The 26,148-nt window shown below is 45.1% G+C and carries 19 protein-coding genes; 10 read left to right on the forward strand and 9 right to left on the reverse strand.

The features are described 5' to 3' along the window. Nucleotides 1–289: 289 nt before the first annotated feature. The 6 genes from IQ276_RS03965 to IQ276_RS03990 all read left to right on the forward strand — a co-directional run bounded on the left by IQ276_RS03965 (nucleotide 290) and on the right by IQ276_RS03990 (nucleotide 8,032). Entirely contained in the window at nucleotides 290–1,144 is an 855-nt protein-coding gene (locus IQ276_RS03965; protein WP_190879398.1) for a ferritin-like domain-containing protein, read from the forward strand. Beyond that, nucleotides 1,137–1,928, forward strand: coding sequence for a 5'-methylthioadenosine/S-adenosylhomocysteine nucleosidase family protein (locus IQ276_RS03970; RefSeq protein ID WP_235115411.1), 792 nt, complete (start codon nucleotides 1,137–1,139; stop codon nucleotides 1,926–1,928). The genes IQ276_RS03965 and IQ276_RS03970 overlap by 8 nt, the downstream gene beginning before the upstream one ends. 128 nt (nucleotides 1,929–2,056) lie before the next feature. Continuing rightward, a complete protein-coding gene (locus IQ276_RS03975; RefSeq protein WP_193914447.1) occupies nucleotides 2,057–2,812 on the forward strand; it encodes an LmeA family phospholipid-binding protein in 756 nt (251 codons plus the stop codon). A 105-nt stretch (nucleotides 2,813–2,917) separates the two neighbouring features. Beyond that, nucleotides 2,918–4,612, forward strand: a complete 1,695-nt coding sequence (gene crtO, locus IQ276_RS03980; RefSeq protein WP_193914445.1) for a beta-carotene ketolase CrtO — start codon at nucleotides 2,918–2,920, stop codon at nucleotides 4,610–4,612. 618 nt (nucleotides 4,613–5,230) lie between these two features. After that, nucleotides 5,231–6,211, forward strand: coding sequence for an ABC transporter substrate-binding protein (locus IQ276_RS03985; protein WP_193914443.1), 981 nt, complete (start codon nucleotides 5,231–5,233; stop codon nucleotides 6,209–6,211). A gap of 9 nt (nucleotides 6,212–6,220) precedes the next feature. Beyond that, on the forward strand, nucleotides 6,221–8,032 hold the full coding sequence (locus tag IQ276_RS03990) for a diguanylate cyclase domain-containing protein (protein WP_193914441.1): 1,812 nt from the start codon (nucleotides 6,221–6,223) through the stop codon (nucleotides 8,030–8,032). A gap of 1 nt (nucleotide 8,033) precedes the next feature. On the opposite strand, the gene IQ276_RS03995 is transcribed toward IQ276_RS03990, so the two are convergent. From IQ276_RS03995 to IQ276_RS04005, 3 genes are all read right to left on the reverse strand, one after another. After that, nucleotides 8,034–8,213: a hypothetical protein gene (locus IQ276_RS03995; RefSeq protein ID WP_193914439.1), complete on the reverse strand. Its 180-nt coding sequence runs from the start codon at nucleotides 8,211–8,213 to the stop codon at nucleotides 8,034–8,036. Nucleotides 8,214–8,231: 18 nt separating this feature from the next. Then, nucleotides 8,232–8,942 (reverse strand): PEP-CTERM sorting domain-containing protein, encoded by a 711-nt coding sequence (locus IQ276_RS04000; protein ID WP_193914437.1) that lies wholly within the window; start codon nucleotides 8,940–8,942, stop codon nucleotides 8,232–8,234. Between the two features lie 98 nt (nucleotides 8,943–9,040). Beyond that, entirely contained in the window at nucleotides 9,041–14,947 is a 5,907-nt protein-coding gene (locus IQ276_RS04005) for a choice-of-anchor I family protein (RefSeq protein ID WP_193914435.1), read from the reverse strand. A gap of 31 nt (nucleotides 14,948–14,978) precedes the next feature. On the opposite strand from IQ276_RS04005, the gene IQ276_RS40025 reads away from it, so the two are divergent. Continuing rightward, a complete protein-coding gene (locus IQ276_RS40025) occupies nucleotides 14,979–15,110 on the forward strand; it encodes a hypothetical protein (RefSeq protein ID WP_255264300.1) in 132 nt (43 codons plus the stop codon). An 813-nt stretch (nucleotides 15,111–15,923) separates the two neighbouring features. Continuing rightward, nucleotides 15,924–16,667: a tetratricopeptide repeat protein gene (locus IQ276_RS04010; protein ID WP_190884590.1), complete on the forward strand. Its 744-nt coding sequence runs from the start codon at nucleotides 15,924–15,926 to the stop codon at nucleotides 16,665–16,667. A 167-nt stretch (nucleotides 16,668–16,834) separates the two neighbouring features. Here the strand turns inward: IQ276_RS04010 and IQ276_RS04015 are convergent, their stop codons facing one another. The 3 genes from IQ276_RS04015 to IQ276_RS04025 form a co-directional block, all read right to left on the reverse strand. Continuing rightward, complete coding sequence (locus IQ276_RS04015) at nucleotides 16,835–17,971, reverse strand: cob(I)yrinic acid a,c-diamide adenosyltransferase (RefSeq protein ID WP_190884591.1); 1,137 nt, start codon at nucleotides 17,969–17,971, stop codon at nucleotides 16,835–16,837. A 166-nt stretch (nucleotides 17,972–18,137) separates the two neighbouring features. Beyond that, entirely contained in the window at nucleotides 18,138–19,964 is a 1,827-nt protein-coding gene (locus IQ276_RS04020; RefSeq protein ID WP_235115412.1) for an ABC transporter ATP-binding protein, read from the reverse strand. 156 nt (nucleotides 19,965–20,120) lie between these two features. After that, nucleotides 20,121–21,011: an aliphatic sulfonate ABC transporter substrate-binding protein gene (locus tag IQ276_RS04025; RefSeq protein WP_228043431.1), complete on the reverse strand. Its 891-nt coding sequence runs from the start codon at nucleotides 21,009–21,011 to the stop codon at nucleotides 20,121–20,123. A gap of 157 nt (nucleotides 21,012–21,168) precedes the next feature. On the opposite strand from IQ276_RS04025, the gene IQ276_RS04030 reads away from it, so the two are divergent. Together IQ276_RS04030 and IQ276_RS04035 are read left to right on the forward strand one after the other, a co-directional pair. Continuing rightward, nucleotides 21,169–21,519 carry a transposase gene (locus IQ276_RS04030; RefSeq protein ID WP_193922221.1) on the forward strand — a complete coding sequence of 117 codons (351 nt, stop codon included), beginning with the start codon at nucleotides 21,169–21,171 and terminating at the stop codon, nucleotides 21,517–21,519. Next, nucleotides 21,482–21,991, forward strand: a complete 510-nt coding sequence (locus IQ276_RS04035) for a transposase (protein ID WP_193922219.1) — start codon at nucleotides 21,482–21,484, stop codon at nucleotides 21,989–21,991. Before IQ276_RS04030 ends, IQ276_RS04035 begins: the two co-directional genes overlap by 38 nt. A gap of 160 nt (nucleotides 21,992–22,151) precedes the next feature. On the opposite strand, the gene IQ276_RS04040 is transcribed toward IQ276_RS04035, so the two are convergent. The 3 genes from IQ276_RS04040 to IQ276_RS04050 form a co-directional block, all read right to left on the reverse strand. Beyond that, nucleotides 22,152–23,150 (reverse strand): aldo/keto reductase, encoded by a 999-nt coding sequence (locus IQ276_RS04040; protein WP_193922211.1) that lies wholly within the window; start codon nucleotides 23,148–23,150, stop codon nucleotides 22,152–22,154. Between the two features lie 406 nt (nucleotides 23,151–23,556). Beyond that, complete coding sequence (locus IQ276_RS04045; RefSeq protein ID WP_235115414.1) at nucleotides 23,557–24,210, reverse strand: carboxylesterase family protein; 654 nt, start codon at nucleotides 24,208–24,210, stop codon at nucleotides 23,557–23,559. Between the two features lie 225 nt (nucleotides 24,211–24,435). Next, nucleotides 24,436–25,974, reverse strand: coding sequence for an amidohydrolase family protein (locus IQ276_RS04050; RefSeq protein WP_193922231.1), 1,539 nt, complete (start codon nucleotides 25,972–25,974; stop codon nucleotides 24,436–24,438). Nucleotides 25,975–26,148 lie beyond the last annotated feature (174 nt).

Consider the following 26,148-nt stretch of genomic DNA (forward strand, 5'->3'; position numbering starts at 1 on the left):
GCCAAGCTTAGCGCCCCTACCCTATGTTTTAATTACCTGAAAATTGCTCTAACTTTGAGTTCTGTTTTAAATCCCAGTAGCATGATTGTATTTTACAGCGAAATTTCAAGAGCTTGTCATCAAGATGATGACATCAGACAAAAATGAGTAAATGTCAGCAATTGGTGGCTTTTTAGCTGCTGTTGATTAACCTTCTGTTTACAAGTTTTGGTCACCACCAAACGGCAATATCACTTATTATTGTCACTCAAATATGACAAAATTTTTAACGTAGCATGGAACTTTAGCAATGAAACTTGGTTCTGTCGAGCATAAGGAATTATTCTGTCGGAGCTTTACCGAAAGCTACAGGGAATATGAGCCTGAGTATCTTCCCTGGCCAGATTTAGACGATGCAGCTTTGAATTTCCTACGCAGCATTCCCTTTTGGGAGAAAGCTCTAGATACAGAGCGACAAGCTGGAGTAATAGTGAGTGGTTACGCACAAACGGTAAGCGATCCCGTTTTACAAGCTGCCATCGCTCTCCAAGGTCAAGAAGAATCACGCCACGCCCGCCTGCTGAAAACATTAATCGACCGTTACGGCATTAAAATGCCAGAACGTCCCCCCATTGAAGTTCCCCATCATATTGAGCCAGTATTTACGCGCTTTGGCTTTGAAGAATGCCTGGATACTTTCTTCGCCTATGGGCTATTTGCGATCGCCCGTGAAGCTAATGTTTTTCCAGAGTCAATCTTTACGATCTTTGATCCCATCATAGACGAAGAGACACGCCATATCGTGTTTTTTGTCAACTGGTTTACCTATACACAAATTCAGCGCGGCCAGGGATTTATCCCCCTGCGGAGTGCCAAAACCCTCTGGCAGTACGGCAAGGCACTCAGCAATCTGATTGCCGTCTTTGGCAATGATGACCCCAGTAAGACTGGTTTTGCTGCCACCGGCACTAACATCTTTACTAAAGACCTCACACTAGAAAAATTTCTGGAGATTTGCCTAGTGGAAAATCAGCGGCGGATGAGCAAGTACGATCCCCGATTGCTGCAACCGCAATTATTACCCAGACTTGCCAATGTCGCCCTGAACATCCTCCAGTTAATACCCAAACGCAAACTCCAAAATATCGAGAGCGCTAGTGCCTAATTTTTTACCCCACGACACAATTCTCGTGCCTCAGGGAGCAGAACATCAAGCTGTGTGTCGTGGATTACGCAGCGTTACTGGCTTCGTCCCAACGGTATTACCCATACCTGTTGGGATGAAGCCTTTACTTCAATACCTGCAACAATCCCCAGAAAGTAGACAATTTCTCGCCGCAAAATCGAGAGTGCTAGTTGTGGGTTTATGTGGCAGCTTGAGCAGCAGCTACGGTGTTGGTGATGTTGTGCTGTACCAAGATTGCATTTATCAAGGAAAACGGCAAGAATGCGATCGCCCTTTCACCGCACACTTACACTCAGCCCTGAGCATGGGGCATAGGCAAGAAGCAGAGGAGAAAAACTCTTCTTCCCCAGTCCCCAATCCCCACTCCCCAGTCCCCAATCCCCACTCCCCACTCCCCACTCCCCACTCCCCAGTGAATTTGGTCAAAGCATTAACAAGCGATCGCGTCATTTGGTCTGCGGCTCAAAAACGCCATCTGGGTGAGACTTTAGCGGCTGATGTTGTTGACATGGAAGGATTTACTGCCCTAGAGTTTTTCAATGTAGCTGGGGTAGCAGTGGCAATGTTGCGAGTAGTCAGCGACGATTGTCAGCACGATATTCCTGACCTCACACCAGCAATCAACTCTGATGGTTCCCTCCGTCCTTTGCCCCTAGCGATCGCAATGCTTCGCCAACCCCTAGCAGCTACGCGGCTAATTCGAGGTTCGCTAAAAGCATTAAAAGTGTTAGAAAAAGTGACAAATTTGCTTGTTTCAGGCTGAATTTAGCTAAATCAGCAGCGCCCTTTTATTTGATTCCTCCGATTTGCATATCCCGCAATATAGATTCGCTCTTGAGCATTCAGGATTTACAGTAACAAATGAAAGGACATCTAGGAGATTAATAATTTATGCCCGATGAGCATAGATTGGAAGAACAATTATTATCTCAGGAAGCTGAAAGAAGGATATCCGAAAAATTAGATGAAGTAGAAGAAATAGAAATAGATATACAAACCGATCTGTTGAAAATAGTTCAGGGACAAGCAGACGGGGTTTCGGTTGCAGGTGAAGGATTAGTTATTCAACAAGACATTCGCGTAGAGAAAATAACGCTGCAAACAGATGGTATTGACATCAATCCCTTAAGCGCTCTTTTTGGTGAAATAAAACTCAATCAGCCAGTGAATGCCATTGCTAAGATTACACTGACAGAAGCAGATATTAACCGCGCTTTGTCGTCAGAGTTTATTCGCAAGCAGATGCAAAACTTTGAGTTGAATGTAGATGGCGAAATTGTGAGTTTTGAACCGCAACAAATTCAGGTATTTTTACCTGGTGCTGGCAAAATAGAATTTAGAGGAAAGGTATTGTTAAAGGAAATGGGAAATACTCGGCCTTTCGCTTATACTGCGATCGCTCGTCCACGTACCCATTCACAACCCGCAATGTTGGAGAGTTTTAACTGTACTGAGGGAGAGGGTGTTTCAATAGAAATAATTACAGCATTCATGCAGAAAGCCAAAGATTTGATAAGCATACCATATTTTACATGGGAAGATATGATGTTTCGTATCAAAGATTTAAAAGTAGAAATTGGTAATTTAATACTTATGGTAGAAGCTCAGGTAAAGCAAATACCATCATCAGATGTAGTACCTCTTTAGTAGTATTGGCACTAATTAAAGATAATTTTTGTTACTCATGGGTGATTTAAATTTTCCAAAAGTTTTTTAAGCTTTATAAAGCTACTTAATTTCAAAGTAACAACTATGCAAGAGTATGATGTTGTGCTGATTGGTGCTGGACATAATGGGCTAGTTTGTGCAGCTTACTTATTGAAAGCTGGCTATAGTGTCCTGTTACTAGAAAAGCGTTCCGTTCCAGGCGGTGCAGCAACAACTGAAGAATGTTTACCACAAGAAGCTCCTGGATTTAAATTTAACTTATGCGCTATTGACCATGAGTTTATTCACTTGGGGCCAGTTGTTGAAGAATTAGAATTAGAGAAATATGGCTTGCATTATTTAGAGTGCGATCCAGTTGTTTTCTGTCCCCATCCTGATGGCAAATATTTCTTAGGACATAAGTCAGTAGAAAAGACTTGTGCAGAAATCGCTCGTTATAGCGATCGCGATGCTAAAAAATACGCAGAATTTACCGACTACTGGCAAAGGGCTTTGGGTGCAATGATTCCCATGTTTAACGCACCGCCAAAGTCAATTATAGACATCGTTGGTAACTATGACATCACAAAAATGAAAGATTTGTTTTCTGTCATTGGTTCGCCAAACAAAACGCTGGACTTTATTCGCAACATGTTAACCAGCGCCGAAGATTTACTTAACGAGTGGTTTGATTCCGAATTTCTGAAAGCGCCACTAGCTAGACTAGCATCAGAACTTGGTGCGCCTCCATCACAAAAAACCCTGGCTATTGGTGCAATTATGATGGCAATGCGTCATAATCCAGGGATGGCTAGACCTCGCGGTGGTACTGGCGCACTTGTGCAAGCTTTGGTGAATTTAGTCACAAGTAAAGGTGGTGTTATTCTCACAGATCAGCACGTTGAAAAAGTTTTAATTGATGATGGCAAAGCTGTAGGTGTGCGAGTAGCTGGCGGTAAAGAATATCGTGCTAAACATGGGGTCATTTCTAATATTGATGCTCAGCGGTTGTTCTTACAAATGACTGATAAAAGCGAAGTTGATGGAGTTGAACCTGACTTATACGAAAGATTAGAACGCCGCATCGTTAACAATAACGAAACTATCCTTAAGATAGATTTGGCTTTAGATGAACCGTTGCGCTTTCCAAACCACGACCACAAAGATGAATATCTCGTTGGGTCGATCTTAATTGCAGATTCCGTGGCTCATGTAGAACAGGCTCATAGTAAATGTACCTTGGGAGAAATTCCTGATGCTGACCCATCAATGTATGTGGTGATGCCTAGCTACCTAGACCCCACATTAGCACCAGCAGGCAAGCATACCCTGTGGATTGAGTTTTTCGCCCCTTATCAAATTGCTGGTGCAGAAGGTACTGGTTTGAAAGGTACGGGTTGGACAGATGAATTGAAAAACAAAGTTGCAGACAGGGTGATTGATAAGTTAGCGAACTATGCACCCAACGTGAAAAATGCAACTATCGCCCGTCGTGTAGAAAGTCCAGCAGAACTCGGAGAAAGATTAGGTGCATACAAAGGGAATTATTACCATGTTGACATGACCTTAGATCAAATGGTATTTTTCCGTCCCTTGCCCGAAATAGCGAACTACAAAACCCCAATTGACAATTTGTTTCTGACTGGTGCAGGAACTCATCCAGGCGGTTCCATTTCCGGAATGCCGGGACGCAATTGTGCCCGTGTGTTTTTACAGGCAAAGCATCCCATCAGCCAAACTTTGAAGGATGCACGGGATTCGATTAAGTCTACTGTCGGGTCAGTATTTGGGATTATTTAAATCGCAATGTAGATCAAATAGTATTATCACGCTTACTTTCCCTCAGATTTTTTTGGATCTGGGGGAATTTTATTTTCTGCTTCTGGTTGTTTAATCTGAGTCTCCAACGAAGGCGCACCTATGGCAAGGGTGAAATATAGCGTTTCCTGACCTAATAAGGTACACCAGTAGGGGCACGGCAGTGCCCATTCGTGTCAACTTAAGCTCAAATGCTTGTCCCACATACGCTTTACCCCACCCTAACCCTCCCCTTGTAAAGGGGAGGGAACTAAATTCCTTTTTCCCCCCTTTCCAAGGGGGGATTAAGGGGGGTAAAACGTGTGTGGGACGAGGGTTTCACGTTAAGTTGACACCTATGGGCAGTGCCGTGCCCCTACGCCTAGCGATATCATGTTGTACCCCATGTGAATGGGAACCGCTATAAAACTGCATTTTCTTAGGAGAACATACGATTTTTGATACACTGGCGAAATATTTAGGGTTTGGTGCGTTAGAACGAAGTTCTAACGCACCCTACAATACTAATCAATATTTAATAAAATTTAACCGTCAATTTGAATACATAGTTGATTTAGTTAGATATTTCATCAAAAGTGACTCAAAAATATCAAATAATCTATGTTTAAACTATTCAGATACGTTAGTATTTTCCTCATTACCGCCTGTTTACTATTTGCTTGTTATGCTTCATCACCGACCGAATTAAAACGCCCTCTCTTGAAAGTACAATTTGCATCTTTTATTGGAGAGTATCCAGGCATCATTGCTCAAGAAAAAGGATTCTTCAAAGCCCAAGGTGTAGATGTTGAACTAATTTATAAACGATACACCCAATTGGAAAGAGCAAATTTCAGTGCGGGTAAGTATGATGGTATTACAGCGTCCTTGGGAAGTTTTATCATCTTGAGTGCCACAAATCCTGATATACAAGGCGTGCTGGTTATAGATGAATCAACAGGAGCAGATGTAGTAGTCGCCCAACCACAAATAAAAAGTGTCGCTGACTTGCAAGGGAAAAAGCTAGGTGCAAATCTAGGCGGTTTTAGCGAAGTTTTCGTGACTGAGATGTTGAAAAGTTCCAACTTCACCAGCGATGATGTGAAATTGGTTAAATTAGAGGCTTTAGAAATTCCTCAAGGCCTGAAAAATAATGTTATTCAAGCCGGACACACTTGGCAACCCCATCTTTCTGAAGCGATTAAATTAGGGGGACACATCCTATTTACCAGTAAACAAACCCCTGGCTTGATTTTAGATATGATTATCTTTCGCAATGATACAATCCGCGATCGCCCCGAAGACGTTCGTGCATTTGTGCGAGGATGGTTGCAAGCCGCAAGCTACTGGAGGGCAAATGTTCAGGAAGGAAACGCGATCGTCAGCAAAGCGTTAAAAATTCCCAGCAATACACTTTCTCTGGAGGGAGTAAACCTAACTGATTTAGCTGAAAATCAAAAATTATTTCAATCTGGCAACCCTAACTCCATCTACAAAACTGCCAAGATATATGCAGACTTTTTTATTCGTTCGGGAAACGTGACGCGCATTCCTGAGCTAAAAAGTTTGTTCAATTCTTCCTTTTTGAACCCTCCCTCCTAGTTTAAAGCCATGCAGCATCATCTTTTGGGCGGCATCCGTAGAAAGTTGATCGCCTCGTTTCTGATTGTTGCTTTGATTCCTTTGCTGTTATTGGCATTTATCAACAAACAGACAACTGAAAAAGCACTAACTGAAAACGCCCGACAAGCCCTATCTGCGGCAGCTAACGAAACCGCTAACAGAATAGATGCCTTTATTGATGGAAATCTCAATGCCGTGCGCGTAGAGGCGATTTTACCAGGTTCGGCACGCTACCTCAGCCTAACTCCAAAACAGCGAGATGACAGCCCCGAAATGCAATTGGCGATAGAAACATTAATTCGTCTGAGTCGCAAAGATATGCTCAATGTTCTCTCTTATGCTTTGCTCGACTTAAACGGGAAAAATGTATTGGATACACATACATCGAACATTGGCAAAGATGAATCAGTTCAAGATTATTTTCAAAAACCACTGCAAACAGGGTTATCCTTTGTTTCTAGCATGAAGCGATGCCTACGGCGGGCTACGCCTACGCCAAAAATTCCTGACCTTGTTACCCTGTTTTTTAGCAGTCCGGTTCGCAATGCCAAGGGAGATATATTGGGTGTATTGCGTGTTTCATACAATGCTACTGTTGTCCAGCAGTTAGTAACTCGAGAAACTGAACGGGCTGGGGCAAAATCTTTTGCTATTCTTTTAGATGAAAATAATATTTATCTGGCACATAGCACTGCACCAAATCTGCTTTTTAAATCAATTGTACCTCTGCCTTTGGACGTTGTAACTCAACTGCAACGGGAAGGGAATTTGCCTAATTATCCTGTGCAAGAATTGGCAACTAATGAGTCAAACCTTAAGCAAGCATTGGATAATAAACAGCCGTATTTAATTGCATCTTTGGATGCAACAGGTAATCAGGTTAATCTGATTGCGATCGCTCGTTTAAAATATAAACCTTGGTCTGTGTTGTTCGCACAGCCCCTTGCTGTTGCCCTAGCACCTGTAGAAAAGCAAATTCGTAACACAATGTTGCTATTTGCAATTATTGCTTCAGTAGTGACAATCATCGCTTTTGCCATTGGGCAACTGTTAACAAAACCAATAATTTACCTTACGAATATAGTTTTCCAGTTTACCGCAGGTAACTTAGATATCCGCGCCAAACTTAGCTCAAAAGACGAAATAGGTCAACTGGCAGCATCGTTTAACAACATGGCACTTCAGTTACAAACATCTTTTGAAACTTTGGAACAACGGGTACAGGAGAGAACAGCAGAATTAGTAATTGCTAAAGAAAAAGCAGAAGATGCAAATCAGAAACTAGAACAACTGGTAAATCTAGATGGTTTGACTCAGGTGGCTAACCGTCGCTGCTTCGATGGACGACTGCAAGCAGAATGGAAACGCCTTGCAAGAGAACAACAACCCCTGTCACTGATTTTATTCGATGTTGATAAATTCAAATCTTACAACGACTGCTATGGTCATCTTGGAGGCGATGATTGTCTAATCACAATAGCGCAAACAGTACAACAGACAGTTTATCGTCCTGCCGATCTAGTAGCGCGTTACGGTGGAGAAGAATTTTCGGTACTCCTACCCAATACTGACTTAGCAGGGGCAATCACAGTAGGAGAAAATATTCAACAAGCAATTCACCATCGGGCTATTCCCCATGCACAGTCTGATATCAAGGATATCGTCACAGTTAGTTTGGGTATTGCTTGTGTCATACCCACTTGCGACATCAAGCCAGATACACTCATCGCTTCAGCCGATAAAGCACTGTACAATGCCAAACAACAGGGGCGCGATCGCTATTGTATTCTTTTGACGTAACTTAGAGAAAGTTAATTTTTACAAGTCGATGCATCAAAGGTGCAGGTCGATGCAACAAAGGTGCAGGTCGATGCAACAAAGGTGCAGGTCGATGCAACAAAGGTGCAGGTCGATGCAACAAAGGTGCAGGTCGATGCAACAAAGGTGCAGGTCGATGCAACAAAGGTGCAGGTCGATGCATCAAAGGTGCAGGTCAATACTATGCTCGCGCTTGATTGCGGAACCGCCGTACTATTTTAGTAGCGAACCCCAGCGCTAAAAACGAACCCAGCATAGTACTTGGTTCTGGCACTTCTTGGATATTGGCATTACTCACCTTCAGGGCTGATGTAGTGCTAAAATCATCTGAGTCCACGACCCCAAGGGCTACGGTGTAGTTTTTAGAATCATTGAAAGTATAGCTAAAAGAAGTAACCCCTGTTTCTTGATTGAAGAAACTAGAGACGTTAGTTGCATTTGTGAAGTCAGCCAGCTTGGTTACAGTACCATCCACCACAAGAAAAGCAAAATCATTAAAGCTGCTTTCGTTAGTGAGAAAGTTCCAATTGAAGTTGAATTTCTCGCCAGCTTGAGCAAAATATGTGGATTTGATTGCAGACCCTTCCCACGCAAAGCCATCGACATCTAAAGCATTAGAACTAACGCCCAGGAAGTCTTGCAAAGATCCAAAAGCATCAAGAGCGGCAATACCTGAGAAACTGAATGTACCAGAAGTAGCAGGAAAGTCATCTGCCACCAAACCATCGTTAGATAGGTTAGTTTCACCTAAGCTAGGTGTAGTGACATCACCAAATGTTTCCCAAGTGCTGAAATCAATACTAGCAGCCTGGGAAGAAGTAGCAGTAATTGTGAGACTTGCAAGGGCGATGATGGTTGCGGTCAGAGGTGAACGTGTAAAAGTTGACATCATACAATTTTGGATTTGAGATTTTGGATTTTGGATTGGGAATTGGAGCGATCGCAATTCTGGATAAAGTTATAAAATTGCGATCGCCCCTAGTGGAAAACCTAGAACACGAAGTTGGCAGAGTTGGCTAAAACACTTGACGATACATTCTGCACGGCTACCAGTGGTACAGCGCGATATGTAAGTCCGGCTGTGCCATCCTGGTCAATGAAAATACTGGTATTTTTGCCCTGAGTACTAAAGCTCAAATAGCCCTGTGCCGTTGCAGTTGTATAATCGAGGCTACCAAGGTTGAGACTTTGGAAGAGTTGAGTCAAGGCAATCTTGTCACTACCTGGAGTAAAATCAGCGATCATATCCCGCCCATCCCGGAGGCTGGTATAAACAAACTGGTCACTACCAGCACCACCCGTAAGGCTATCTGCTCCCTGGTAACCAGTGATGATGTCATCGCCAGATGTCCCAATTAGGTTGTCACGCTTTGGTGTACCATTAATTAGATTTACTGGCAGATTAAACCGAGCTAAAACGGGGTCATGGTCGCTGTCTTGGTCGTAAAATTCCGAGTTGATGTGAACTACATCAAATCCATCCAGGTTATTGAGTAAGTTGTTAGTAACCAAAATATGGTCTAGTGTCTGGGCGTTACCTTGAAAGTTGTAGGTGTAACGCTCATTTTCTGGCAGAGTTTCTATTAGCGTATTCAGTCCACCGCTTTCTAGGGTGGTGAGGGGGTTGGAGAACTCAAAATCATTCAAGTCACCTGCAACTATGACATTGGCGTTGGGATTAATCGCCAAAACACTCTGAACAAAGTTTTTCACCACCGTAGCTTGCTGCTGGCGCTGGGTTTCGCTGGTGAGAGTTGGCGGTTGATTGGGGCCAAATAATGGTTGGTCGCCACCTTTAGAATTAAAGTGACTGGCTACAACATACACAGTCTGACCGTTGAAAGTGAATTCACCTACTAACGGTTTGCGACTGGCGGTGAAAGCAGAGTTGCTTGGGTCAATCAAACCAGGACTAGCAGAAACGGTGGGAACACCATTGATATTGGTGACTGTGGTGTTGGAAGTGGAAGTAGCACCGGGTTTATCTACAAAGTCAACACGACTGGGGTTAAATAAGAAGCCCACGCGGATATTTCCGCCGGGTTCACCACCGTTAGTGTCGTCCACTGGGTTGATTTGCCGATATTCGTAGGTGGGGCCACCAGCTGCGATAATTGCATCAATTAATGTTTGGAAGGTGGTGCTGGCATCAACTACGCTATCATTCGTTGCCCCGTTGTTGTCCTGAATTTCTTCTATGGAAATGATATCCGGTGATTTCAAGTTATTAACAATGCGATCGGCAATGTTGTTAAACTTGGTTACACCATCGCTAGGGTCAAGGTTTTCAACGTTGAAGGTGGCAACTGTCAGTTGATTTGTAGTTGCAATCAGGTCAGTCACTTCTCGACTCAGAGAACCTGGTGAAGTAACTGTCACCGAAGTTGGTAGGACTTCGTAGTTGTTGAAATCGTAACTGACCACACCCGTAATTGTGTCAAAGGTAGCACCTACATTCACATCCGGCGAGCCAGAGGTCAACAAAACGTCATCAATTTGGATGCGTTCTGGATTGAAATCATTGGGGCTGATGCCGATACCGCCTCGCGCTGTGCGTCCGGTGGCATTGGCGCCATTATCTGCCAGCAGCCAAATTTCACCAAAGGAATTTGTCGGACTAACTGCCACAGGATTATTTACCTGTACTAACATTCCTTCCAAGCTTTCGTAGAAATCAATGCCATCTTCAGCCGGGTCAAATAATGTGCCAGGATTTTCTACATTTCCACGGACAGCATCATTATTAATCACCTGATTGGGAATAGTTCTGCCACCGTTGCCAAGAATAGTAGCACTGGGCAAAGCATTACCACTGGATAACTTGACAATTGTGGGGCTGGTAATTTGAGTGATGCTGAGATTATTGGCATTGTTACCAGGGCGGAATTCCGTTACCGTACCGCTAACCTCTAGGTCGTCACCAACGGCTACAGTCGGCGTAGAACCTGTGAAAACAAAAATCGCTTCCGAAGTAGCATCATTAGCATCGGGATTTGGGTCTTGCAGGTAAAAGCCGTTGGCACGCACAGCAGTGACAATTCCCGTTACATCAGTTACCTGTTGACCTTCCAAAGGAGAACGGTGTGCTGCACCTTGGATATCACTGATGCGAGTGGGCAGATTTACTTCATAGACGGTAAGGGTTTTGCTCACCTCGTTGGAGACAACCAGCAAATTTTTGCCGTTGGGGCTGTCATTGGCGGCAATAAAAACCAGACCTTCGGGAGCAAGATCACCTGGTTGAGAAGGGGAATACTCGATAAATTGGGGTTTTTCTGGGTTGGTGACTTCATATATCATCACCCCGCCAACTCGTTCCAAACCAATGAAAGCATAGGTGCGATTATTGATGACGGCTACTGTCACGCCTTCTGGTTCTGGGCCTTTATTATCGCTGCGGGTGTCAAAACTATTGGCAGCTTCGCCATCGGAGTTGAAAAGACTGGGAACTTGTTGAGCAGTAATTTTCTCAAAGGCTGCGCCACTGTCATAAAGCAATTTACCTTGGTCGTCCCAAATAGTGAAGGAGCGAGTGCCGTAGACGAATAATTGATCGTAGTCGCCATCATTATCGGTATCTCCATCGATGGTGGAAACCGTTAGCCGACCGAGGTTATTTGGTTGTTGGAGTGTTGCTGCATCAGGAAACTGGATGGAATCGAGAGTTAATGAACTGACTCGTGCATCATCATCACGGGTATCGCCTTCGTTAGCCGTCACGTAGTAGGTGCGACCGTTGGCGTTAAAGGAAGCGATCGCATCGGGCATAAATAGCCCATATACTGGCCAATTGCGGATGTTGATTCCATTGTCGCGATCGCTAGCATCGAATTCATTTCCTGGTAAGCTATGGTCAACAACACCCAGAGGCAAAATTTGGTTGACAGTAGCAGTCGCAACATCCACCACTGCAACCGCATTGTTTTCTTGCAGCGTTACCCAAGCTTGAGTTCCATCTTTGGAAAAGGTAATGTACTCTGGTTCGGCATCGAGGGAAAAAGTTTTATCTGGGGAAATGCGAACACCTTGGCTTCTGAGTGCATCTTCCTGACCGTCAAAGCTGGTAAAGCTGGCTGTAGCAACGGTAGCAGCCGCCACCCCTTGGGAAACATCGATAATGCTCACCGAACCAATGGGATCGGCATTGCCACTGCGTTGTCCTTCGTTGGCGGTGAGAACCTTTGTACCATCGGGACTAAATGTCACCATGTCAGGTAGCACCCCGACTGTTACATCCCCCAGAAATGTACCCGCAGTGTCATAAAAAACAACTTTGCCAGGGTCAACGCCATTAGCAGCTTCTATGGCAATGGCAACTAGGCCGTTTTTCACAGCTACACTGTTGGCACTGATACCATAGGCAGAGAGATCGATGACCGAAAATACTGTCAGGTTGGTGGGGTCACTGAAATTGAGAATTTGCACATTTGCCGTGCCATCAACAACGAATAGTCGTTGAGTAACCGCATCGTAGGCAGTAATTTCAGCCCCATTACCACCAATACCACCAATTTTTTTCAGGGAACCGAAATCGTTATCGGTAATACTGGCGGTAACTGTGGGAATATTAATTCCGTTGTAGCTAGCATCGGCGCTGGTTGCCGTGTGCGTAATAGTACTGCTGTGGCTGGACTCGATGATGGCATCATCCACTGCTGTGATTGTGATTGTTTGAGCCACGTTCCAGTTAGCAGGGGTGAAGGTGAGGGCAGTTACACTCGTTGTTGCCTGGGAGTCAGGGGTAATGTTAATAATGACATTTGCCGACGGTTGACTTTTTAAGACTATTGTGTATTGGTCTGTTACACCACCTTCGGCAATATTGGTACTGCCATCAGATTGAGTGATAATCACACCAGGCGCTGGTGTAGAACCCGTAATGTAAACGCCTGGGTTGCCAATATCACCGCCAGTAGATGTGAAGGAATTTTGACCGTCACCGAGAACAGAAAGCTGCCATGCAGCAGTAATTTCAGTGGGTGCAAGATTTTCTGTTTCTGTCCAGGCGCTAGCATTCTGTGTGCGAACTGTACCAGGAAATCTCTGATCTCCATAGGTGAAGCGATCGACCAGTTGGTTGCTGTTGTCGAAGAGGTTGATTTCGTCTTCGCGCCCCAGATTTGCTGTCAGTCCGCCAATAACTTTGACTGAATCAGATAAACCCCAAGCGGCGCGGAAAGTCGCAGCATCCTCTTCTGTCAAGATGATGGACTCTCCAGCTTGCACAATTCCAAAGGCACTCAAATCGAAGGTTCCAGCGATGCGGGAGTCATCATCAAAACTCCAGCCCGCCATATCTATGGGATTGGTGCTGAGGTTGGTAAACTCGATGAATTCGCCGTTGCTACCAGAGTAAATGTACTCGGTGATTTGGATGGTGAAGGCACCACTGTCAGGTGAATCGTTGTCAGTAATGTTGGCGGTGATGCTAGCAATAGTGATGCCATTGTAGTTAGGGTCATTACTGCTGGCAACGTGGGCGATCGCTCCAGTATGATTACCTTCAAATGCAGTATCATCAACTGCTGTCACTGTCACAGTTTGGCCGATATTCCAGTTTTGTGCAGTGAAGGTCAAGGTAGCAGGATTAGTTGTCAACTGACTATCAGCATCAATGGTGATGGTCACATCTGCGGTGGGTTGCTGACGCAGTAGAACTGTATAACTATCAGTTGCGCCAGCTTCAGCGATATCAGTGCTGCCATCAGATTGAGTGATGATTACACCAGGAATTGCTGTAGAACCTGTAAAATAAACGCCTGGGTTACCAACATCACCATTGGTAGAGGTGTAGGAATTTTGACCATCGCCCACAACTGAAAGCTGCCATGCAGGAGTAATTTCAGTGGGTGTGAGATTCTCTGCTTCCGTCCAAGCACTAGTATTTTGTGTGCGAACAGTGGCAGAAAATCTCTGATCTCCGTATGTGAGGCGATCGGCAAGTTGGTTGTTGTTGTCGAAGAGGTTAATCTCGTCTTCCCGTCCCAAATTTGCCGTCAGTCCGCCGATGACTTTGACTGAATTAGATAAACCCCAAGCTGTACGGAAGGCTGCATCAGCGCTTTCTGCTAAAATTACTGACTCTCCCGGTTGCACGATGCCGAAAGCACTCAAATCGATAGTACCAGGTGTGCGAGAATCATCATCGAAACTCCAGCCGGTCATGTCCACTGGACTGTTACCAAGGTTAGTAAACTCGATAAATTCTTCGTTACCACCAGAGTACATGTATTCGGTGATTTGGACGTTGGGGGAAGCACTGGGAGTCGATGAAATATTAATGTCATCAATTCCTATCCACTCGTCGTTACCAGCAGCATTTGTGGTGATAATACGCAACTGCACTTGGGATTGATTTTCTGCTGCTGTCGGTAACACGGCATTAACTGCGGTAACAATAGTTGCCTCACTTGGCCCTGTGCTGGCATCAGCTACAAAAGCAGCCGGAATGTTGATGAAGTCGCCCGATGTACCAACTCTGTACTGCAAAGCTACTGGCTGGATAGCATTGTCTATGGAACCATCAAGATCGCGCAGTTTGTAGGAAACGTTGATATTTGTGACACCTACAGTATTTAAATGAATCACCACAAAGGGCGCATCTGCTGTACCCGATCCATTCAGGGCAACTACTGGGTTAGAGAGTTCAAACTCAGCAACACCACCAGTAGTGAAAGTATTAGGATTAATCTCGTTGGCATTGACATCTACAGGACTATATGTACCATCAGCAACAACTGTTTGCGGATCTACACCTGTTGAGGATGTTAAATTGTCTCCACGATAGCCAATAATACTGGGAACACTGCTCCAATCATCATCTGTTGCGATTAGCGCTGTATCTGTCCAGTCTTGCGTGAAGGCACTTTCAGCCAGGTTATGGTATTGGTTACCCATTTTTGGTAAATCTCCAAATCTCTAAAACTTTGTGAAAATAATCCTTGTTTCAGTTCTTTTGCAAGAAAGACAGCCATGTTTTTCCTTGCCTGCTTCTGGTGACGATCGCAAGCTTGCAGTTTCATCTACCCACCAAAATCAACGTTTTGATGGCTGGGAATAAATAGAGTTGCAATTCAAACATCAAATTCGGAAAACAACAGTAAAATTCCTTAAGCAGTTAGTATCAGTGTCCTATTTCAAAATTGCTTTGAGACGCAGGACAATTTTTGTGGAAAAATTTACATTGTTTACATTTTTTACCAAAAACTTCTGTGAAATCAGTATACGTAGGTAATCTCTAAGATAAGTTTAAGGTTGGCTTAAGACTAGATTAGTTTCTTATATCTTCATACTGCGTCATCTAGAATACTTAATTACTTTCACTCACGCTTCACTTAATCGTTAATAAGATATTTTCAACTGTTTTTATTGATACTTATCTAAAAAAGCGCGATCGCCAGTAAAAAACATTGGGAATTGGGGATCAAACGCCCCACTCTCTTATAAACTGACACTAGATAGCAGGCTTGTATTAGCTGTACAGCAATTTGCCCAAGTTTGGCAACCCCCAACAACAGGATTAACTCTGGGCTAATTGCAGACGCCTAAATCCGAGATCAGAAGTGATGAAAAACTAGCACGATCGCACTTTGATTAATCAAAAAGGAAATTAGCATTCCGAGTGCGATCGCTGCCTACATAGCAACAGAAATTACCGTTTTTTTAGCTAAGCAGGCTCTAAATTAAGCAATTGGTTGATGTGCATTGAATATGTTATTATCAGCTAAAATTGAAATAAAAAAGCAATTATAAAATTTCAGCAAAGTTTTTTATCAAAATATAAAGAAAGGAATGAGTAAAAACTAGTGTATTTTGATAATATTCAAAAAATAACAAATGTTCATAACAGAATTATAAGTTCTGTAGATACAGCATGGTTTTTAGGCAAGGGTTGGTTGCATCTAGCTTAATAGTTTTTTTTGCATTTGGTTGTAGTGATGGCGCAAACTCATGGACAGAAAATACCACACAAGTTGTACAGGAAAGTAATGTAACCCAGCTTTTTGTAGAAGCGAAGGCTAGTCAAAAAGCACAAGTTTTATTTGCTCAAGGCAATAATTTATTAGATAGACAGCGTTACGAAGATGCAATCAAAGCATACGACAAAGCGATCGCCATGAAAGCTGAGATTGCTGAAGCTTGGATAAACCGTGGCATAGCTTTAACATCCCTGCACCGCTATCAAGAAGCGATTGCATCCTATGATCGGGCGATCGCCATCAAGCCAGACAAAGATGAAGCCTGGTATAACCGTGGCATAGCTTTAACATCTCTGCAACGCTACAAAGACGCTCTTGCATCGTATGATAGAGCGATCGCCATCAAGCCTAACAAGTATGAAGCTTTAACTAACCGAGGCATTGCCTTGACAAAGTTGCAACGCTATCAAGAAGCGATCGCATCTTATAACAAAGCGATCGCCATCAAAAAAGATTTGCACCAAGCATATTACAACAAAGCTTGTTCTTATGCCTTACAGGGCAATGTAGAATTAGCAATTGAAAACCTAGACCGAGCAATTCAACTTGTTCCTGGAAAGTACAAAAAGTTAGCCAAAACTGACCCAGACTTTAGCAAAGTGCGTAGTGAAAAGCAGTTTCAGCAATTACTGCAATAGACTGTGTTGAAAAGAGGGAGTGGGGAGTGGGGAGTGGGGAGTGGGGAGTGGGGAGATGAGGGAGATGAGGGAGATGAGGGAGATGAGGGAGATGAGGGAGATGAGGAGAAGTTGCTGTAATCTTTCCCCGCGTCCCCATGTCCTCTTCCTATGCCCCATGCCCCAACTTAAAAATCTACGCCTCGTTTGAGTTCTACACCTTGATTTGCATAGTGTTTGTGGCAGTAAACCTCTGAGTGGACGCTAGCCAAGTCAAAGTATGCCGGTTGATTTTGACAGCGGCCAGTGATGATAATTTCAGTGTCGCGGGGTTTGCGGAGCAAAGCTTGAACAATGGGTTCAACGGGGAGTAGTTCCAAGTCTACTGTGGGATTAAGTTCATCAAGAATAATTGTTTTATACAACCCAGAGGCGATCGCAACTTTGGCAATTTCCCAACCCCGTTCGGCTTCCACGTAGTCTAATTCTTGCCGGGAATTCCGCCAGACAATTGCATCTCCACCGCAACGCTGATGATCCACCACTTCTGGATATGACTGCTGCAAAGCGGCGATCGCTGCATCTTCTGTGTACCCAGTACCACCTTTGAGCCACTGCATAATTAATACACGGGTAGACCCTGGATGATTGATTCCTCTACCAATTGCCTGTAAGGCTTTGCCCAAAGCACTCGTAGACTTACCTTTGCCAGCACCAGTATAAATTTCAATCCCATTCAGAAAGAGTGCTTTAGCTGTTGGGTGGTGATGGGGTTTCATTTCTGAGTGCAAATCTGCAATATCGAGCAACTTTTGTGGTGCAGCGCGTCCGGTAGCAATGATTTCCAACTCTTGGGGTTTAGATTTTAACGTCTTCACCACTTCATCCACTGGTAGCAAACCCAAATCCAAGACGGGGTTAATTTCATCCAAAACCACAACTGAGTATAAACCACTGGCGATCGCACCTTTGGCAACATCCCAACCCCGCGCCGCTTCATCTCTGTCAAAAGCAGTAATTTCTTCTGGGCCAAAAAATTCGGCTCTCCCAGTCCGAACCTGGTCAATTAAATGGGGAAAGCCACGTTGCAAAGCTGCGATCGCCCCATCTTCATCATAATCACGTTCCGGCCCCTTTAAAAACCGCAGCAGTAAAACCCGGTTAGAATTACTAGGTGTATTTATTCCCAACCCAATCGAACGCAAAACCACCCCTAAAGCCGCCTGGGATTTACCTTTCCCCGCGCCATCGTAGACGTGAATTTGACCAATGAGCCGTTCATGACGCACTTGCGCCGTGCGAATACCGATGCCATTCCTTGTCATTTCTGGAAAAGCTATAATATAGCAGTTTTTCATTCTCTGGGCATTGGGCATTGGGCACAAGAGGCAGAGAGGAAAGATTGCAGCAACTTCTCCTCTGCTCCCCATCTCCCTCATCTCCCTCATCTCCCTCATCTCCCTCATCTCCCCACTCCCCACTCCCCACTCCCTAGTTCTTACTAGCCTCTACAGGTAAAAATCCACCTGCCTGCATTTTCCATAACCTATAGTAGCCACCCCGCCGTGCCAGGAGTTTGGCGTGGGTACCATCTTCGATAATCCGCCCTTGCTCGAACACCAGAATCCGGTCTAGATGGGCAATGGTGGACAGGCGATGAGCTACCACAATTACGGTTTTGCCATCCATTGCTAAGTCTAGGGTATCCTGGATTGCTTTTTCGGTAATTGAATCGAGACTGGAGGTGGCTTCATCCAAGATTAGGATTGGGGCGTCTTTGAGGATTACCCGAGCGATCGCAATCCGCTGTCTTTGTCCTCCAGACAATTTAACACCGCGTTCACCCACCAAAGAATCATAACCCTCCTTCATCTGAGCGATAAAATCGTGGGCATAAGCTTTGCGTGCGGCCTCAATCACTTCCTCATCGGTTGCATCTATGCGTCCGTAACGAATATTTTCTATTAATGTGCGATGGAACAGAGATGGATCTTGGGGAATTAAGCTGATCTGGGCGTGTAGGGCATTCTGAGTCATATCTCGAATATCGACCCCATCAATGAGAATTTGCCCTGATTGTGGGTCAAAAAGACGCAAAATTAAATTCACAAAGGTAGATTTTCCAGAGCCGGAAAAGCCCACCAAGCCAACACGCTCACCTGGTTGGATAGTGATGGAGAGGTTTTCAAAGACTTGTTTGCCTGCCGAGTAGTTGAAATACACTTGCCGAAACTCAATTTTACCTTGGGTGATGGGATGAGCGATCGCTTGATCGCGATCGATCAACTCATGGGGTTGAACAATTACGGAGACACCATTGGCGACATTACCAATATGCTCAAAGAATTCTAGAAATCGTCGGCTCAAATTGCGGGCTTCACTGATGATCAACAGCGACAGACTAGTTGCCACAACGAAGTCAGCAGTAGCGATTAGTCCTTGACTCCAGAGAGAAACCGAGTAATACAGGGTGCCGATTTTCAGAATGGCTGCTGAGATGAACTGAAACCAGCGAATTCGCTCCGAGTACCAGTTGGACTTTCTCACCTCTTTGATTTCGTGCTTTAATTGGTCATTCAAATAGCGTCGTTCAAAATCCAGACGAGCAAACAGTCGGCTACTGCTGAGATTTGTCACCGCATCTACGATCATGCCAGTTGTCTCACTTCTTGCGGCTGCGGCTTTCCGGGAGTAAATTCGGCAGCGAGTTGCCAGCCAGAAGGAAATACTGATAAACAGAACTGCCCACACGCCCACGAATGCAGCAAGGGGAGGATAGGCGCGATATAGTAAAATCGCGGATACAATATACACAACGATTACAGACATAAATTCAGTAATCAGCATTTGCATCGTCTGGGTGACACCCAGAGAGGTTTCACCGATGCGATGTGCCAATGCCCCTGCAAAACTACTGCTCAGGTAGCGATGGGAATGGTACTGTAAGTAGGCATATAGGGAGCGGACGATGTGCTGTCGGTGGATTGGATGGAGAATAGTCTGCAAGAGTCCAGCCGATCGCCCGAAGACAACTTCACCCACACTCAAAGCCGTGAACAGCATCAGCGGTTGGCTGATAGCTTCAAAAATGGACTTGCTGTCGCCAGTCGATCGCGTGACGCTGCGGATGATCTCGCCAATGGCATAGGGCAACATAATACCACAGGTTGCGTGTGTTGCCTCCAGGATCACCATTGCCAAATACCACCAGCGGAACTGGTTAACGAAATAACAAATGAACCTAAATGGAGTATCAGGTAAGTTTGGCGCATCGGCAGCACGTTGAAAAGATTTAGAAAGTCTGATCTTTTTGATCATAAAAGTCGTTCTCGTAGTAGCAAGCTGTTCTGTAAAATAAAAATGGACGGCTTATCTAGCCGCCCTATGGCGTTAAATTGAGTAACCAGGTATAAAGCATGTTTTACTCCTGAATTCAGAATTCAGAATTCAGAATTCTGAATTCTCCTGTAGTTTCTAAACCATAATTTCAGCAGGTGTGATTGCAGCATACAAATCAGGCGGAAGTAGCGCATCCTGAATGTTGATTTTCTTCGGTATGACACCCTGCTCAAAGAACAAATCTGCCACACGTTGTTGTTCTGCAATCAGTGCGGGACTAAGGCCTCTGCGTCCAACGAAAGTGCGACGAGACATCACCCTTGTGGCTACATCCTCATCAAGTTTTTGTTGAGTGATCATCAATTTTTTTACTTCATCTCGATGCCCATCTGCCCACTTATCGAGAGCATGAAGTTCCTCAATGAGAATTTTGAGCAAGCCAGGGTTTTCTTCGGCAAACTTCCTGTCAGCAATATAATAGCCACCAGGAGAATCTAGCCCGACAGAATCTCTCAGGACACGAATTCGACCCATCTTTTCGGCGATCGCATAATGCGGATCTCCTGTCATCCAAACTGGAATTTTACCTTCGAGAAAAGCAGCCCGCGCTTCGATAGTTGGTATACTTTTGATTTTAATATCTCTGATGGTCAAGCCAATTGACTGCAAGGCTCTGAGAATAAAATAGTGGGATGCTGAGCCTTTTTGAAAATAAACTTCTTGCCCCTTGATCTCCTCAAATTTTTTCAGTGGAGACTCTGGAGGCACAGCAATAACACTACTTGTCCCTGTTCTTTTGTTTCTTTGCGTACCGACAACATAAACCAGTTCTGATCCAGCTACTTGGGCAAAAATGGGTGGCGTTTCTCCCACCGAACCCACGTCAACTCTTTTCGCAGCCATTCCTTCCATCAGTTGGGGCCCTTGGACAAATTGCGCCCATTCCACCTTGATTCCCAGCGGTTCCAAGCGTTTCTCTAATACTTGACGATTTCTTACAAGATCCCCTGCACTCTGATACCCCATACGGAGAACTTTACTTTTGATACCAAGGGAACTTGAACCGCTAGTAGCGCTGTTTAATATATTTTGTTGGCTTTGTTGGCTACAACTTCCTAGAACCTATCCCACTAATGCCAGATTGTGGTAATCTACTTTTCAACTAAGAAGAGTGGATCACGCTATGGCTGGACGTTTTGAAGGATTGAGTGACTTGGAATGGAAATTGTTTGAAGATATATTTCCCGTTGAGTCAGAAAAGCGTGGTAAAGGAATGCCTCATGCGCCGTATCGCCATGTATTAAATAGTCTGTTGTACATTCTGATTACTGGATGTCGATGGTGCGATCTACCAAGGGGGGATACTTGGGCATCGAAAAGCTCATCCCACCGATGGTTAAAGCGATGGCGTTCAGATGGAACATTTGAATATTTACAAGCGCGTGTGTTAGCGATCGCAAATGAGAAAGGGCTGATAAACTGGGAGTTCGGCGCGGTTGACGGGTCTTTTTCCCCCTGGGAAGGGCGGGGGTGAAGAAGTTGCTTATGGTGGCAAAGGTAAAGGTATCTTAATACACACACTTACAGAAGGTAATGGAATGCCCCTTTCTAACTGTACGACTCCAGCCAACGGTAATGAGAAAGAGCAGGTGTTACCCCTACTTGATAAGGTAAAACTTAAAACTTTGAAGCGTGGTAGACCACGTAAACGGCTCAAGGTACTGGCTGCCGATAAAGGTTATGACTCCAAACAACAACGCGCCAACTTACGCAAACGGGGTATTCGACCCCAAATACCAAAACGAGTCTGGAAAACAAAGAAAAACAAAGGCAGACCCATCAAAATCTCTGCTCCAAGATTCCAGCAAGAGCGTTGTTTTGCTTGGTATCAACGTAAATATCGTCGTTTGGTTGTTCGCTGGGAGCGACAGAAAGTATATTTTGATTCATTCATTGACCTTGCTACTATCCATCTCTGGATTCAAAGAATCTTATTAGTGGGATAGGTTCTAACAGATATGCCAGAGAAAAACCAGATAGACCTGATGTAGCAACATTGAGAAAACGACGGCGTTTAATCATTGGTATAACTAAATAATTCAATAAAGTTCAGATCAGCCCAGATTGTAGAGACGCGATGAATCGCGTCTGAAATTCTTAAAACCCCTAACGCAGAGAATCTCCCCTGCGATATTCAGTGGTGATGTCGTCTAGTTTTTGTTTCAAATTGTCATCAAGTTTTACTTCCAAAGCCTTGAGGCTGTCAGCAAGTTGTTCTGGGCGGCTAGCACCAATAATCGGGGCTGTAATAATTGGATTAGCTAGAACCCAAGCTATTGCTAAGGTGGTGAGTGACAATCCTGCGAACTCCGCCACTGTGCGTAATTCCTCGACAGTATTAAACTCGCGATCGCGCCAGTAGCGTTCTTGATAACGTTCTGCGGCGGCACCCAAGGTGAAACGTGTACCTGCGGTGGGGCCTTGAGCAAGACTGTGTTTGCCGGTGAGCAAACCACCAGCCAAAGGATTGTACGGAATTACACCCAGTCCTTCTTCTTGCGCCAGGGGCAATAGTTCCCGCTCAATTTCGCGGAATAATAGATTATAGCGGGGCTGAATCGAGACGAAGCGAGTTAGATTACGCACATCAGCACGACCCAAGGCACGGCTGAGTCGATAAGCCAAGAAGTTAGAAACCCCGATGTAGCGTGCCTTACCAGCACGAACTACCGTATCCAATGCTTCTAGAGTTTCATCAAGGGGGGTTGAGGCATCGTCGGAGTGCAATTGATACAAATCGATATAATCTGTTTGCAGGCGTCTTAGAGAAGCATCGATCGCATCCAGAATATGTTTACGCGAAGCACCCTGATCCCAAGGTGCAGGGCCAACCTTGCCTACAGCCTTAGTAGCCAAGATAAAATGTTCGCGTTTGCCTTTCAGCCAGCGCCCAACGATTTCTTCGGTGCTACCAGCAGTAGCAAGCCCGCCACCAAGAGGATAAACATCGGCTGTATCTAGAAAGTTGATACCAGCATCGGCGGCGGTGTCGAGGATCTGCCTGGAAGTTTCTTCGTCCGTCTGCAATCCGAAGGTCATGGTGCCCAGAGAGAGGCGCGAAACGGTCAATCCGGTTTTCCCGAGCTTAGTGGTTGGTATGGTCATGGAGATATTCGTTGTTGTTGATTGAAAAAAAGCAGAATTCAGAAACTAGGTTTCTTCGGTAAAGATTGTCAACATAATTCGTAATTGATAATGACGCTCCTTCTCCCAAGGGGAGACCCTACGCGAACGTCGCTACCGCAACGCTTACGTAATTCGTAGTTACAATCAGTGTGGGCTGCTGAACCCACCACTGATATCATGTCCGGTTAAAAACTTATCATTAAGACGGCAGGGGAGCAGGGGGCAGGGGGCAGGGAGAAAGAGGGTTTCCTGGTTTTTGCACAGATGCGGGAATTATAACTAATTAGGCGGACATGATATGAATTGTTAGTCCTTCTTCGCATTCTCTTCTCTGCACCTCTGCGCCTCTGCGTGAGACAAATATTTATGCAAGAGGTCTAATGTATCAGACGACTAGGGCAGCGTTGCGACGGTTTTGTGAAATCAGCCACTTTTGCAACTTCGAGTCGCCGTATACCTCATCTGCAATAAAGTGATCGCCTTCAGGGAATACGGTAAAATCTACTATTCCTCCCAGTCCACGCAAGGTATCGACAATCTGCTGTGTATCTTCAATGGGCAGTTTTTCATCCTTGGCACCTTGGAATATTTGAATGGGAATTTCCTTGAGTGCAGCAATTTGACTGGCTTCTAAGGTTTTGGGGACACGTCCAGATACTGCTACCAGACCAGCAAAGCGATCGGGGTGGGAAGCGCCGATATGCCATGTTCCAGCTGTACCTAAACTGAACCCAGATAAGATGACACGGGACGGGTCGATGGGCTGGGAGGCAATCAGTTCATCAAGCAAAGCAATGACATCTGATTCTCGATCTACCCAAGTCTGTTCTTCAGGAAGTTGGGGGGCTGCAAAGAAGTAAGGTAAGGGACTTGATTCATTCACAAAACGAGGTAGACCCCATTTCAGCAGTACATTCAGATCCGTCCCGCGATCGCGCGCTCCGTGCAGAAATAACACGAGGGGTGCGGGTTTGTTGGTATCTTCAGATACAGACGAGAAAAGATAAGGCAATAAACCGGAGCGTTGTTCAACAGACATTATTGTGACTCCTAAAGTTTAGGGATTGAGGACTGGGGATTGGGGACTGGGGACTGGGGACTGGGGACTGGGGACTGGGGATTGGGGACTGGGGACTGGGGATTGGGGACTGGGGACTGGGGACTGGGGATTGGGGACTGGGGACTGGGGAGTGGGGACTGGGGAGTGGGGACTGGGTATTCTTAATTCCCAATCCCTAATCCTTAATCACCAGTCCCCAGTTTTTTACGCCAGTGCTAAGTTCTTATCTAGTTGTTGGGATTCGATGTTACCTACTTTGGATTCAATCGCTGTCCCCTTGAAGAAGTCGGGGTTGGCTTCGGTGTAGAACTTGTACGGATTAGCGAATACATAAGACTTGAAGTCGGCTTCGGAAATCACGCCTTCTTTTACGAGATCCCAGCTTTCAGCCAAGGGGGAGGTGAGATCGGGCACATCCCAGTGACCAACATCTGAGGAGTAGATGGCGTTGATTTTGACATTCAAGGGATTGGCTTTGTCGTTGAATGCTGCGGCGATGGTGCGATCGTCGGACTCGGAACCAAAGAAGAAACTGTTCACCCAGCGATCGCGGATGTCTTCAATTGTTTCAATCCCTGCTGCACCAAAATCGTTGAGTTCGCTGGCAACTGGCTGGCGGCTATGACGACTGAATGAAGAACCGAGTACAGTCTTGGTCAATTCTTCTTTGCTCAGCTCATATCCTTCAGTAATTTCGCCACCGAAACGCTCAAACAACTCGAACAATTCATCAGAATTTGTAAATTCTGGGTTGTAGTTTTCCAGTCCCTTGGGATTGCGCTTGGAGAAGCGATCAACTAAATGAATGTAGACGTGGGCACCCCAGTCTGCACCCCCTTCTAGCATACCGACGCGCAACTGTGGGAATCGTTTGGTGACACCGCCAAAGAATAACGCTTTGGCAAATGCTTGGGAGCCATCGGCAAAGTGACCGATGTGGTTATTCATGTAGTTACTGATGGAGGAGCGTCCAGTCCAGCCCTGACTGCCGTAGTGGGTAGTGATAGGTACACCAAGTTCGACGGCCTTAGCCCAGAATGGATCGTAGTCGTATTCGCTATCCAATCCGTAAAAGTCAATATAGGAAGCATACTTGGCGATTTCCGGGAATTGATCGGCTGGATATTTTTCAGCGATCGCCTTAATTGGTCGTTTGACACCGCCAGGAATATTTGCCACCTTCAGACCTAGTGTTTTCACTGCAAATTCTAGCTCCTCAATGGCTTCTTGAGGATTACTCATGGGGATACCAGCTACCGGTGTCAGGCGATCGCTATATTTACGGTAGATATCAGCATGATAGTGATTCACCGCCCGTTGCAGTGCTTGACGGTTCTCTGGACTTGCGCCAGCCGGTGCTAGGACATTGTTGGGAAACAACACCGAATAATCTGACCCCTGTTCCGCCTGACGTTCATAGAGCAATGCCGGGAGAGTGTAAGTAGCAAGATCCAACGTATTGCGGGTGACTCTTGCCCACCAAGGCGATCGAATTGTGCGGTTGCGTTGACGTTCTTGGGGAGTTTGTTGATACCAATCTTTACCATTGCTCTTGGAGTTCAGACGGGAAGCTTCCGCCTTGCGTAATTCATCCACGAGTTTTGCACCGCCATAATTAGCAATGTAATCCTCAAAAGCTGGCGTGAAATCATTGGTATGAACGTCAGTATCAATTACCGGATAATCAAGGGTTGCTCTGATTGCAGCGGAGTGTGAAGTCTTTAATCGGCTATATTCAGTCATGTTTTTTTCCTTTAAAAAATCACAGGTTTTTCTAAGCATCTGATGTTGCTGGTTAGTTTTTATCCAGCATCTTTTGTGCCAAGTTTTTGGCTACGATTTTCGAGCTACTGTAAAGCGTCCGGCGTACCTCAAATAGGTGGCGATCTACAGACATTGCGCTTTAAAAGATGTGGC

The organism is Desmonostoc muscorum LEGE 12446 (assembly GCF_015207005.2).
GTDB classification, from domain to species: domain Bacteria; phylum Cyanobacteriota; class Cyanobacteriia; order Cyanobacteriales; family Nostocaceae; genus Nostoc; species Nostoc muscorum.